Origin of the sequence: Citrobacter sp. KTE151, assembly GCF_000398845.1 — a bacterium.
Lineage (GTDB): Bacteria > Pseudomonadota > Gammaproteobacteria > Enterobacterales > Enterobacteriaceae > Citrobacter > Citrobacter braakii.
The window spans coordinates 1,276,758-1,289,437 of record NZ_KB976063.1 but is presented as its reverse complement, the minus strand read 5'-3'; the positions used below and the strand labels follow the sequence as shown (position 1 = coordinate 1,289,437).

13 protein-coding genes and 1 pseudogene are annotated in these 12,680 nt (G+C 50.6%); 5 read left to right on the top strand and 9 right to left on the bottom strand.

Annotation, left to right across the window (positions count from 1 at the left end; translation table 11 throughout):
• Nucleotides 1–58 precede the first annotated feature (58 nt).
• The gene (locus tag WC7_RS15255; RefSeq protein ID WP_019076635.1) at nt 59–595 is read right to left on the bottom strand and encodes a YniB family protein; all 537 of its coding nucleotides are present in this window, start codon (nt 593–595) and stop codon (nt 59–61) included.
• Nucleotides 596–763: 168 nt separating this feature from the next.
• Between WC7_RS15255 and hxpB the strand changes: the two genes are divergently transcribed.
• The 4 genes and pseudogenes from hxpB to tcyP all read left to right on the top strand — a co-directional run bounded on the left by hxpB (nt 764) and on the right by tcyP (nt 3,794).
• A complete protein-coding gene (gene hxpB / locus WC7_RS15260; RefSeq protein ID WP_016152859.1) occupies nt 764–1,432 on the top strand; it encodes a hexitol phosphatase HxpB in 669 nt (222 codons plus the stop codon).
• Between the two features lie 30 nt (nt 1,433–1,462).
• Nucleotides 1,463–1,584, top strand: a pseudogene (locus tag WC7_RS25415) (SDR family oxidoreductase); the annotation flags it as partial.
• Between the two features lie 83 nt (nt 1,585–1,667).
• Nucleotides 1,668–2,267: a metal-dependent hydrolase gene (locus WC7_RS15265; protein WP_087121839.1), complete on the top strand. Its 600-nt coding sequence runs from the start codon at nt 1,668–1,670 to the stop codon at nt 2,265–2,267.
• Nucleotides 2,268–2,402: 135 nt separating this feature from the next.
• On the top strand, nt 2,403–3,794 hold the full coding sequence (gene tcyP, locus WC7_RS15270) for a cystine/sulfocysteine:cation symporter (RefSeq protein WP_016152857.1): 1,392 nt from the start codon (nt 2,403–2,405) through the stop codon (nt 3,792–3,794).
• 66 nt (nt 3,795–3,860) lie between these two features.
• Here tcyP and cedA read toward each other — a convergent pair whose 3' ends face one another.
• The gene (gene cedA, locus WC7_RS0124505) at nt 3,861–4,106 is read right to left on the bottom strand and encodes a cell division activator CedA (RefSeq protein WP_369707928.1); all 246 of its coding nucleotides are present in this window, start codon (nt 4,104–4,106) and stop codon (nt 3,861–3,863) included.
• 209 nt (nt 4,107–4,315) lie between these two features.
• Here cedA and katE point away from each other — a divergent pair, with 209 nt between their 5' ends.
• The gene (katE, locus tag WC7_RS15275; protein WP_016152856.1) at nt 4,316–6,574 is read left to right on the top strand and encodes a catalase HPII; all 2,259 of its coding nucleotides are present in this window, start codon (nt 4,316–4,318) and stop codon (nt 6,572–6,574) included.
• 36 nt (nt 6,575–6,610) lie between these two features.
• Here katE and chbG read toward each other — a convergent pair whose 3' ends face one another.
• The 7 genes from chbG to osmE all read right to left on the bottom strand — a co-directional run bounded on the left by chbG (nt 6,611) and on the right by osmE (nt 12,522).
• Entirely contained in the window at nt 6,611–7,369 is a 759-nt protein-coding gene (gene chbG, locus WC7_RS15280) for a chitin disaccharide deacetylase (protein WP_016152855.1), read from the bottom strand.
• Between the two features lie 12 nt (nt 7,370–7,381).
• Nucleotides 7,382–8,737 (bottom strand): 6-phospho-beta-glucosidase, encoded by a 1,356-nt coding sequence (locus tag WC7_RS15285; protein WP_016152854.1) that lies wholly within the window; start codon nt 8,735–8,737, stop codon nt 7,382–7,384.
• Nucleotides 8,738–8,861: 124 nt separating this feature from the next.
• On the bottom strand, nt 8,862–9,704 hold the full coding sequence (gene chbR, locus WC7_RS15290) for a transcriptional regulator ChbR (RefSeq protein WP_085951046.1): 843 nt from the start codon (nt 9,702–9,704) through the stop codon (nt 8,862–8,864).
• Nucleotides 9,705–9,714: 10 nt separating this feature from the next.
• Nucleotides 9,715–10,062 carry a PTS N,N'-diacetylchitobiose transporter subunit IIA gene (chbA, locus tag WC7_RS15295; protein ID WP_003030618.1) on the bottom strand — a complete coding sequence of 116 codons (348 nt, stop codon included), beginning with the start codon at nt 10,060–10,062 and terminating at the stop codon, nt 9,715–9,717.
• Nucleotides 10,063–10,116: 54 nt separating this feature from the next.
• Nucleotides 10,117–11,475, bottom strand: a complete 1,359-nt coding sequence (gene chbC, locus WC7_RS15300) for a PTS N,N'-diacetylchitobiose transporter subunit IIC (protein WP_003030619.1) — start codon at nt 11,473–11,475, stop codon at nt 10,117–10,119.
• An 87-nt stretch (nt 11,476–11,562) separates the two neighbouring features.
• On the bottom strand, nt 11,563–11,883 hold the full coding sequence (gene chbB, locus WC7_RS15305) for a PTS N,N'-diacetylchitobiose transporter subunit IIB (protein WP_003832547.1): 321 nt from the start codon (nt 11,881–11,883) through the stop codon (nt 11,563–11,565).
• Nucleotides 11,884–12,180: 297 nt separating this feature from the next.
• Nucleotides 12,181–12,522, bottom strand: coding sequence for an osmotically-inducible lipoprotein OsmE (osmE, locus tag WC7_RS15310; protein WP_016152853.1), 342 nt, complete (start codon nt 12,520–12,522; stop codon nt 12,181–12,183).
• Nucleotides 12,523–12,680: the final 158 nt, after the last annotated feature.

Below are 12,680 nucleotides of genomic sequence, written 5' to 3'. Positions count from 1 at the left end.
CGCACGTTGCTTATCTGGCCTGGCGTTTCGCAACGCGTCAGGCCTGATAGTGCAGCAGTTACAAAAAGCCCAGTAATGAAAAGAAGAAGTAGCCAATCACGATAACGATCACCGGCAAAATATAGAGCGGAAAAATTTGTAAAAAGATCGTATGGTGCGGTACCACAATACGCGACTCAAGTTGCTCGCGTGATAACCCTTCACTGCCCTTTGCCTGTTCCAGAATCAACTGATCCTCAACGCCCTCGCGTAAATAACGCGCCTGACGGCTCATTCTGGCGCCTGAATCCTGCAACGCCAGACCGATAAAAATCAGAATGAAAATCAGCCAAAAAACGAGATTCAGTCCACTTTGAAAATCGGGCGTCGGCGAGTTATACCAAAACACGTTAAGAAAAGGTGTGTTCACACGCATCATGTCGATCATCACATGAGCAAAATCGAGCATGACCGCGTTAATCCCTTCCTGCTTTTCGCTGTGCGCATACATAAACTTCAGTACTGAAACCAGGGTTGAAATCAGCGCGGGAATGAAAATCACCCATCCCACCAGCCTTTTCAAGATGGCAATGCGTCCAGCTTGTTGATACGTCATGAGTTCCCCTTGATTAAGACGTGTCATTTTGGCCTAAGTTTACCCGTTGATTATCGTTTTCGCCTGATCTTTAAAGGCGGTATACTGCTGAATTAGCCATAATGAACGCTCAGAGCCCGTCCTGGCTGGCTCTTAATCCCTTTTATCACCCGTAAAGGAGAGGTTGTGATGTCAACCCCGCGTCAAATTCTTGCTGCAATTTTCGATATGGATGGATTACTGGTCGATTCTGAACCGCTTTGGGATCAGGCCGAACTGGATGTGATAGCAAGTTTAGGCGTTGATATCTCCCGCCGCCATGAACTTCCCGATACACTTGGCTTACGCATCGACATGGTGGTTGATTTGTGGTTTGCACAGCAACCGTGGAACGGTCCCTCACGTCAGGAAGTAACCGAGCGCATCATTACCCGGGCAATTGCGTTAGTTGAAGAAACAAAACCACTGCTGCCGGGCGTGCGTGAGGCCGTGGCATTGTGTAAATCTCAGGGGTTGAAAGTAGGACTGGCATCCGCCTCGCCGCTGCATATGCTGGAAAAAGTGCTAACCATGTTTGATCTGCGCAGCAGCTTCGATGCACTGGCTTCTGCGGAAAAACTGCCCTACAGCAAACCGCACCCGCAGGTTTATCTCGATTGCGCGGCGAAACTGGGCATTGACCCATTAAACTGCGTAGCACTGGAAGACTCGGTGAACGGCATGATTGCTTCGAAAGCCGCCCGTATGCGTTCCATCGTAGTACCTGCGCATGAAAATCAGGACGATCCTCGCTTCGTTCTGGCCGACGTCAAACTGGCCTCGCTCACCGAACTCACTGCCGCTCACCTGCGCGGCTAATCCTGCGACGGGCAATGATCACATTGCCCGCCTGCCGGACGCTGGGCACGCCTGATGACCTGAAAGGCCCGGTCGTGTTCCTCGCAAGTGCTGCCTCGGACTATATACATGGCTATACGCTGGCCGTGGATGGCGGTTGGCTGGCGCGGTAAAGGCGCACTTGTGACAAAGGGTTACAACGTCACCTCTTCCGCCTACTGTATAAAACCCCTATACTGTATGAATCGACAGTTTATTGGGTTTTATCATGACGGCGGAAGGTCACCTTCTTTTTTCTATTGCCTGTGCGGTATTTGCCAAGAATGCCGAGCTAACGCCCGTTCTTGCGCAGGGTGACTGGTGGCATATTGTTCCTTCAGCCATTTTGACGTGCTTACTGCCGGATATCGATCATCCCAAATCCCTGCTGGGGCAGCGTCTGAAGTGGGTATCAAAGCCCATTGCCCGGGCATTTGGTCATCGCGGGTTTACGCATAGCCTGCTGGCGGTTTTTGCCCTGCTGGCCACGTTTTACCTGAAAGTCCCTGATACCTGGATAATTCCGGCTGATGCCTTACAAGGTATGGTTCTCGGTTATCTCAGCCACATTCTGGCCGACATGTTGACCCCGGCGGGCGTCCCCTTGCTTTGGCCCTGCCGCTGGCGTTTTCGTCTGCCTATCCTCGTGCCGCAAAAAGGCAACCAACTGGAGCGGTTTCTGTGCATGGCGCTGTTCGCGTGGGCAATCTGGATGCCGCAGACCGTACAAGAGAACAGTGCGGTGCGCTGGTCATCACAAATGATAAATACGCTGCAAATGCAGTTTAATCGTTTTATAACGCACCAGGTTGACTAATAAATCAGCCAAAAAGTTATTTTTGGCATAAACAATTCCATTTGAATATAAGAGGCAAGTCACAGTTCTGCTAATCTTGCGCCAACAGAATCACCGTCACACGGTGATACGCATAATAAGATCAGGAGAACGGGGATGAACTATCCATTAATCGCGAACATTATCGTGTTCGTAGTGCTGCTGTTCGTGCTGGCGCAAGCCCGTCACAAGCAGTGGAGTCTGGCAAAAAAAGTACTGGTCGGTCTGGTCATGGGTGTGGTGTTTGGCCTCGCCCTGCACACCATTTATGGTTCCGACAGCCAGGTTCTTAAAGATTCCGTACAGTGGTTCAACATTGTCGGCAACGGTTACGTCCAACTGCTGCAGATGATTGTCATGCCGCTGGTGTTTGCGTCTATTCTCAGCGCCGTTGCGCGTCTGCACAACGCCTCTCAGTTAGGTAAAATCAGCTTCCTGACCATCGGTACGCTGCTGTTTACTACGCTGATTGCCGCGCTGGTAGGGGTTCTGGTAACCAACCTGTTCGGCCTGACCGCAGAAGGTCTGGTGCAAGGTGGGGCCGAAACCGCTCGTCTGAACGCGATTGAAACCAACTATGTTGGCAAAGTAGCTGACCTCAGCGTTCCACAGCTGGTGTTGTCGTTTATCCCGAAAAACCCGTTTGCCGATCTGACCGGAGCTAACCCGACGTCGATTATCAGCGTGGTTATCTTCGCGACATTCCTCGGTGTTGCCGCACTGAAGCTGCTGAAAGATGATGCGCCGAAAGGCGAGCGCGTGCTGGTCGCTATCGATACCCTGCAAAGCTGGGTGATGAAGCTGGTTCGTTTGGTGATGCAGTTGACACCGTACGGTGTTCTGGCGCTGATGACCAAAGTAGTTGCTGGCTCCAACCTGCAGGACATCATCAAGCTGGGTAGCTTCGTCGTAGCCTCTTATCTCGGTCTGGGCATTATGTTCGTGGTACACGGGATCCTGTTGGGTGTTAACGGCGTTAGCCCGCTGAAATACTTCCGCAAGGTGTGGCCGGTGCTGACTTTCGCCTTCACCAGCCGTTCCAGCGCAGCCTCAATTCCGCTGAACGTTGAAGCGCAAACCCGTCGTCTGGGCGTGCCTGAATCCATCGCCTCTTTTGCCGCCTCCTTTGGCGCCACCATTGGCCAGAACGGTTGTGCAGGGCTGTACCCGGCAATGCTGGCAGTAATGGTCGCCCCGACCGTCGGGATCAACCCGCTGGACCCGATGTGGATTGCGACGCTGGTCGGTATCGTCACCGTCAGTTCCGCTGGGGTTGCGGGTGTGGGTGGCGGTGCAACGTTTGCCGCGCTGATCGTCCTGCCAGCTATGGGTCTGCCGGTCACGCTGGTTGCGCTGCTGATTTCCGTTGAGCCGCTGATCGATATGGGTCGTACCGCGCTGAACGTGAGCGGTTCTATGACAGCCGGTACGCTGACCAGCCAATGGCTGAAACAGACCGATAAAACAATTCTGGACAGCGACGATAACGCCGAACTGGCGCATCGCTAAGTCTGTTAGATCTGAAAAACAAAAAAAACCGCCGGAGTGTCATGCTCCGGCGGTTTTTTATATCCGTTAATCGCTCAGTTCATTTTCCTGGCGAACCTGATTAGCCCAGCGTTGCGCTGATTCCGGGACCGTAAATGCAGGCGAACGCTGAAACGCCTCCCCTATTAAGACAAAAGCGACATATTTTCCGCGCAGTATCCATACGTCACGAAACGCATCCATTTTAACTGCATGCTCTGGTGGGGCTGGCTCCACGCGAGGAACATAGCTAATTACCGGACGATTTTGTTGGCGAAGAGGTTTCATAATCAGTTGCTTCACTAAAGACTAATTCTAAAAATCAGAAAACGGCTATCTTAGCCGATTTTGTCTCCTGACGTCCTGCCTTGCGTGCGCTGTTTGCTTGGTTCATCGCGCTTTACGCCCTCGGTCAGTTCCTGCACCACTGAGCAAGTGGTCTATAGTTAAAGCTTTTGACGGCAACAACGACCTTTAAGCGATGAAAACAGGAGACGAGTTTAATGTCACAGAATGATAAGCACCCACTCCATCACTCAGCGCCGGTTCATGATGCCAGCGAATCCCAGCCAGGACTTGACTCACTGGCGCCAGCAGACGGTTCACATCGGCCAACACCTGAACCCACGCCACCAGGCATGCAGCCCACTACGTCCGGCAGCTTAAAAGCGCCTGACACCAAAAGTGACAAACTCAACGCGCTGGATAGTTTTCGTAAAGGCAGCGAAGATTTTGCTCTGACAACCAATCAGGGAGTGCGCATCGCAGACGATCAGAACTCTCTGCGCGCAGGAAACCGTGGGCCAACTCTGCTGGAAGACTTTATCCTGCGGGAAAAAATCACCCATTTTGATCACGAACGCATCCCGGAGCGGATCGTACATGCCCGAGGTTCGGCCGCTCATGGTTACTTTCAGCCCTATGCCAGCCTCAGCGCGACGACGAAAGCGGACTTTCTGAGTGATGAAAATAAAATCACCCCGGTTTTTGTCCGTTTCTCTACGGTTCAGGGCGGCGCAGGCTCAGCGGATACGGTCAGAGATATTCGAGGATTTGCGACCAAATTTTATACTGAAGAGGGCATTTTCGATCTGGTGGGAAACAACACGCCAGTCTTCTTCATTCAGGATGCCCATAAATTCCCGGATTTCGTCCATGCGGTAAAACCGGAGCCGCATTGGGCTATCCCACAGGGTCAAAGCGCCCACGATACCTTTTGGGATTATGTCTCGTTACAGCCAGAAACGTTGCACAACGTTATATGGGCGATGTCTGACCGGGGTATTCCACGCAGCTATCGCACGATGGAAGGCTTTGGCATTCACACGTTCCGGTTGATAAATGCGCAAGGGAAAGCCACCTTTGTCCGTTTTCACTGGAAACCGCTGGCGGGCAAAGCTTCGCTGGTATGGGATGAAGCGCAAAAACTTACCGGTCGTGATCCCGATTTTCATCGCCGCGATCTGTGGGAAGCTATTGAAGCAGGCGATTATCCGGAATACGAACTGGGGCTGCAGCTCATTCCTGAAGAAGACGAATTCAAGTTCGATTTTGACCTGCTCGACCCGACCAAGCTGATCCCAGAAGAGCTGGTTCCGGTGCAACGCGTCGGTAAAATGGTGCTGAATCGTAATCCGGATAATTTCTTCGCCGAAAATGAACAAGTCGCTTTTCATCCCGGACACATCGTCCCTGGTATCGATTTTACCAACGATCCCTTGCTGCAAGGCCGCTTGTTTTCGTATACCGATACCCAAATCAGCCGCCTGGGCGGGCCCAACTTCCATGAAATCCCGATTAATCGCCCGACCTGCCCGTACCATAACTTCCAGCGTGACGGTATGCATCGTATGGACATCGATACCAACCCGGCCAACTATGAACCTAACTCCATCAATGATAACTGGCCGCGTGAAACGCCGCCGGGGCCAAAACGCGGTGGATTTGAATCGTATCAGGAACGGATTGAAGGAAACAAAATCCGCGAACGTAGCCCCTCTTTTGGCGAATACTATGCGCACCCTCGCCTGTTCTGGCTAAGTCAGACGCCAATTGAACAGCAGCATATTATCGGCGGATTCAGCTTCGAACTCAGCAAAGTTACGCGCCCCTATATTCGGGAAAGAGTGGTCGAACAGTTAGCCCATATTGATACAGCCCTCGCCGAGGCGGTTGCCGATAATCTCGGTTTTGAGCTAACCGAGGAACAGGCCAAAATCGCCCCACCGGCTAACGTCAATGGTTTGAAAAGTGCGCCGTCACTCAGTTTATATGCGGGTGCGCAAGGTGAGATTAAGGGCCGCGTGGTCGCCATTCTACTTAATGACCAGGTGAAATCGGGCGACCTGCTTGCCATCATGCAAGCCTTACAGGCCAAAGGCGTTCACGCCAAACTGCTCTATTCCCGAATGGGTAATGTGGTTGCCGATGATGGTTCCGTCCTGACAATCGCCGGTACCTTTGCGGGTTCACCATCGCTGACCGTCGATGCGGTTATCGTTCCGTGTGGCAATATCGCAGATATCGCTATGAACGGTGATGCCCGATATTACTTACTCGAAGCGTATAAGCACTTAAAACCTATCGCACTGGCTGGCGATGCGCGTCAGTTTAAAGCAACGTTGGATATCAAAACTGAAGGAGAAGAAGGCGTGGTGGAGGCAGACAGTGCAGACGCACAGTTTATGGATACCCTGCTGACGCTAATGAGTGCGCACCGCGTCTGGTCACGCGCCGGAAAAATCGACACGATCCCTGCCTAAAAAAATGCGGCGCATTATGCGCCGCAAACTCAGGAGTTAGACGTTCAGAAAACTGCCAAGACGATAACCGCGCTCCGCAATAGCATATTTCAGTGACGGAGACGTCAGCACGTCGAGCTCAGTTAAGCGGGGGTAACAGTAGGCACTTTGACGAATAATGTCATCGATAAAGGCCGGATGACACATCACTTCCAGCGAGGACTCTCCCCGGTCTGCTGACGCGTCAAGCGTTTGCAAAAACAGGGCTTCAGAAATCGCTTCGCCATAAAACTCGCTGCTGAATCCCTGGGAAGTCCGTAACGTCTGCGGAAAGTCAGACGCCTGGAATACCGCCTGACGATCGATCCGTAACGCAATCCCCCGTTGGGCAGCAAACCCGGCCACGATAGGGAAAATCTGCGGGAACATATGCACATGGTGATGGCTATCCAGATGCGTTGGCTCCCGCCCGAACAGGTCAATAAAACGCTGATACTGCGCGGCCAGTTCCTGAGAAATTTCATCCAACGGCAAGGTGTCTTCTTCAGCCATCTGCCAGATCCATTTTCCCAGTAACCCGTCACGAGTAAGGCCTGGCATTGCCGTCAACGGCCTGCCCAGCGTCAGAACAAAATGCATCCCAACGGCTAGTTCAGGTATGTCGCGACTCAGCTGTACCGCATGGTCAATGGCTGCGCCATTAACCAGTGCGGTTGTCGAGGTGACCACGCCATTGCGACAGGCTTCAACAATGCCGTAGTTTTGTCCTTTACTCAGGCCAAAATCATCCGCATTTACAATCAGTACGCGTTCCATAGCCGACCTCAGTTAGTGTTGTTCGCTTTTGAGTTTCTCGATACACCCGGCGAAGTTTGGCAGCCATTTTTCATGCGCCAGAATCAGCTCACGCGCCAGAATCTCGGCATCGCTGTCAGAATGCACCAGCGGACTCAGGTTCAACGCCAGCAGCACATCATTCAGCTCACCGCTCAGTGCCGCATTGCTCGCCGCGACTTCAAAGCCTTTTATGGTATAGATAAGGCCGAGCACTTTCTCATCAAAATGGGTAATACGTGGGTGCGGCGTGGCGCCGTTGCGTCCCAGTGTACAGGTCATCTCAACCGCCCAGTCTGCCGGGATATTGTCAACATGCCCATGGTGCGGAACGTTGACATAGTGCTCGGTCTGTTTGTCGTTGTAGATGGCGTTGATCACTTCACAGGCCGCATCGGAGTAATAGGCTCCACCGCGCTGTTCCAGCTCTTTCGGTTTCACGTTCAAATCCGGGTTTTTGTACAGATCAAACAGTTGTTTCTCCACTTTCTGTACCACCTGAGCGCGAGCGCCGCCCTTATAGTATTCACCCATTTCAATCGCCAGCATCTCTTTTGGCTTGAAGTAGTAAAGCAAATATGAGCACGGCAGCAGCTTCAGCGAGCGAATCAACCCTTCACTGAACGGCAGATCGAAGATGTTCTTCACGGTGGAGGCTTTCAGTTGACCTGAAGCCACGCCATCCAACAGTTCATCAAAGCGTGATTTACCATTCACCAGTACGTCTTTAATAAAGACCATATGGTTCAGACCGAACAGATCGATGGATAAGTCATCGCTCTCTTTCAGCGCCAGCACATCGCTAATGAACATTTTCATGCCGACAGGAATATTGCATACACCGATGAATTTCTTAAAATTCGTATGGCGATAGACCGCTTCCGTCACCATCCCGGCCGGGTTAGTAAAGTTAATCACCCACGCATTCGGGCACAGTTCTTCCACATCTTTGACAATATCAAAGATAACCGGAATAGTACGCAGACCTTTGAACAGCCCACCAGCGCCGTTGGTTTCCTGCCCCAGATACCCGTGGCTCAGCGGAATGCGTTCATCCTTTTCGCGGGCTTTCAGTTGCCCTACGCGCAGCTGGGTGGTAACGAAATCAGCATCTTTCAGCGCTTCACGGCGGTCCAGCGTTTTAAACAACTTCATCGGCACGCCAGCTTTATCGATCATGCGCTGGCAAAGGTCAAAAATAATGTCCAGCTTCTCTTTTCCATCGTCGACATCAACCAGCCACAATTCAGAAACCGGTAATTCATGATAGCGCTTAATAAAGCCTTCAAGTAACTCAGGGGTGTAGCTGCTCCCGCCACCGATAGTGACGACTTTTAATTTCTGGCTCATACTTTCTCCCTTCAGTGTCAAAACACTGACGTGTATTATGCTCAACCCGTTTGTCAGGTATAGCGTGGCTGTCCCGACGCTATTTTGGGCAAGCTATAAAAAATGGGTTATTGGCTAATAATATCTACTGATTAAATTCAGTTAATTTCTTACGATAGCTATTAGGTGTAAATGACGTCAGCTTTTTAAACGTTTTAATAAACAGACTTGGACTACTGTAGCCAGATTCGTAAGCAATATCCGTTACAGAATAGTTAGTCATTTCCAGCTGTTTTTTAGCAAAGTTAATGCGGATTTCATTAATGATCTGCATCGGCGTTTTGCTGTAATAACGCTGGGTTGCGCGGGTCAGATACTCCTGGGATTTCGCGGACAGGTGTACCATGTTTTCCAGCGCATTCTCGCTAAACTGCCGTTTGTCATGCATGGTCTCCACGGTGGTTTTAAGCCACTGCGGAATATCATCCAGCACCTGCTCTTCGCGATGATGGCGCAACCGGTTAATAATATAGAAGGTGACCACTTCTACAAATTCATCCAGTCCACTCTCGCGAAAGTTCAGTGATGCAATAACCGTTTCAATGTAAGTGAGAAACGAATTATTCGCCCGATAGACCTGCGATGCAACGAAACAAAATGGCAGCAGCGGGTGGTAGTGCTGTTCAAAAAAGCGTTTACTGATACCGACGTTCAGGATCCTTGTCGCCCCAAAATCATAAAAACTCTGGTGGTGCGATCCCAATGGAATAAAAACAAAGTCCCCGCGTTCGAGCAATACGCGTTTACCGTTGATTTCCTGATAATAGCGCCCGGTTAAAACCAGGGTAAATTCGTAGTAGTCATGCTGATGCAGCCCGCTGATGCTCTCAGTTTTGTTATAGATGAACACATGGAAATTTTTGCCATTAAACAGCTGCTGCTCATAGACGGTTTTGATTTCCGGTGCGTTAATCTGTAGCTGCATTATGCACTCCTCGCTATTTCAGCTTTTCGTGAAGCTCAATCAGTTCAGTCACCAGCTCACGCGCCAGCATTGATGTCATCAGGTGGTCCTGAGCATGAACCAGCACCAGGCTAACTTTCATTTTACCTTCGCCCTGATCGCCTTCAATCAGTTTCGTTTGCACGAGGTGCGCTTCATTCAGCGCCAGACGAGACTGGTCCATCATAGCCTTAGCTGACTCGAAATCACCTTGCTTGGCCATTTTGAGCGCGCCGTACGCCAGGCTACGCGCCTGACCGGAGTTGATGATGAGACCCATCACCACTTCTTCGAGTTCTTCTGCTTCTGACTGCGTGTCAACGATGTTTTCGATATCCAACATACTTTTTTCCTCTGGTTCAGTCCGGCATGACCGTGAAGCCATGCCGGATTAAATTTAGAATTTCAATGCGTTAGCGATATCTTCTTCGCTTTCTTCTTGATCAATAACGTTCTGCGCTTTGTTGGCTACCACCACAAACGGCAGGTAAACCAGCGTGGCGATACCGAGGTTGAACAGCGCGACCAGCAGAGCAGCGACGCTACCGTTGGTGTTAAAGAACGCGCCCAAACCGGTTGGCATGGTCCACGGTGCGATGTTGGTAATCGGTGGAATAATGCCGGAGTAATAAGCTGCCAGCGTAATCGCCGCCAGAATCGGCTGCACCAGAATGAACGGGATAAACATTACAGGGTTCATGATGATCGGCAGACCGAACAGGATAGGTTCGTTAATCTGGAACAGGCCTGACGGCAGTGCCAGTTTAGCAACCTGACGATAATCCGGACGACGCGATGCCAGGAAGATAGCGATAATCAGACCCAGCGTAGCCCCGCTACCCCCGAGGAAAATATAGGAGTCGAGCATCGGTTTCGCCCAGACGTGGAAGGTCTTTCCGGCCTCCAGCGCGGCGTCTACGGAACCAAACTGTTGGTAGATGGAAATGTTTTCCAGCGCCCATGGCGTCATGATACCGCTGTCCAGCGCGGTCAGCGCCAGTGAACCGTGAATACCGAAGAACCACAGCAGCGGAACAAAAATCACGTAGGCCCAGCCCACCACGCTGCCCAGCGATGCCAGCGGAGTTGAAATGGAATCCATGATGATCTGGTGGAAGTTCGTACCCCAGGTGTTCAATGCCCAGGCGATGATCCCCATAATGGAGAGGATAAGGAAGCCAGGAATCAGCGCAGAGAAAGAGCGCGACACGGATGTCGGTACGCTATCAGGTAATTTAATTACCCAATTGCGACGGACCACAAAGGTGAACATTTCCGCGACCGCGAGGCCGATAATAATACCGGAAATAATATTGGCACCGCCGAGCCAGTTCGCGCCAACGGCATAGGCTTCACCCACGCTATATGGCGTTACGGTCATAAACGCGGCGACGGATAACAGCCCGGCAGCCAGTGAGTCGACTTTGCGTTCTTCTGCCAGCGCCATACCGATAAAGAACGGCGCCATCAATGACATGATACCCAGCGTACCGTTATAGACGTTTCCACCAATGCCTTTCAAACTATTCAGCGTTTCAATAGTTGAAGCATCAAGTCGAATGCCCATTGAATAAAAAAACGACCCCTCCCCAAAGCTCAGGAAAACGTTATTGATTAATACAAACATGGCCCCTGCGAGGGTTAACGGCATTAAACGAATAAAACCGTTTTTGATTGCATTAACGTGTGGCTGCTTTCCAATTTTTACAGCAAAAGGAAGGAGTACCTTTTCAAGTGAAGCAATAGCGTTACTCATAGAAAAATACCCTTAAATACCGCAATTAATAATTGCGGTGAATGTTAATGAAATAACTCTTTGACGGGAAAAATTAAAATAAAATAATTAATTTGCTGCGGCTTTTTTAATTGCTGCAACCGCAGCCTTAAGCACGCCTAAACCATCGACTTTGCCATACAGCAGCGAGTCAATCACTTCCACAGGCTTGTTGGGTAACAAACGCTGAATTTCGGGCAACATATAAGCAATTTGTGGACCTAATAATACAACATCGGCCACTGGACCTTTTTCTCCGGCCAGCGTTTCAGGAAACGCTTCAATAATAACCGGTACTTCGTATTTTTCGGCCTGAGCACGCATCTTCGAAACCAACAATGAAGTCGACATGCCCGCAGAACAAAACAGATAAATGTGTTTCTTTTCCATTAAAACGATCCTCATGTGCGATTATCTGTCACCAGACACTCCGCAAGCCCTAACCTGCATCCATGCTCTGGGTAACTTGCGTCAGCTAAATTACTTTTTTAGGTGGCTGAAATGAGTATACGGGATTGCACCGGCGGATGGTATTTCCTTGACCAACTAAATTGTCTCTCCTTGACCTGGCGTTATGACCACCCTCACACTTCAGGCAAATAATTCGCGTCAATAATTAAGATCGTGTGACATAAAAAAACCGGCGCAGTGGCCGGTTTTCCCGAGTGCTCAGGCAATAAACAGTTGTTACTTCTTCGCTGCCTGCGGGTCGGTGTCGTACTCTGCGCAGCTCTGGTAGCCAGAGTTAATCACGTGTCCGGTGTCATCTAAAGCAACAAAATAGGTCTCAGCTTTACCATCTCGTTGACCCAGGATGTAGGTCTGACACGTCCCACGCGCATGGATCATACTGACTTCGGAAGACGGTTTACCGGCAATCTGCGCTACCTGCGCCCGGCTCATCCCTTTCTTCACATCTTTCACCACGGGCTGAACAAATTGGTCTTTCGTACGATCGTAGGCCGTACACCCTGCCAGCATAGTCAAAACAGCCGCTGCGCTCAGAATTCCTGTTAGATTCTTGTTCATATTCCGTCCTCTTGTATTTCAGCGTGTTATATAAGCCTGGAGCACAACAACGCATTTTTCAAGCAATCAGAGGATACTTAGGTGGTTTCGGAAAATTCTATTAAAACAAAATGATGCTATATCAGGCTCGCATCCCTTGTCGTTTGGGCCTCAACGCG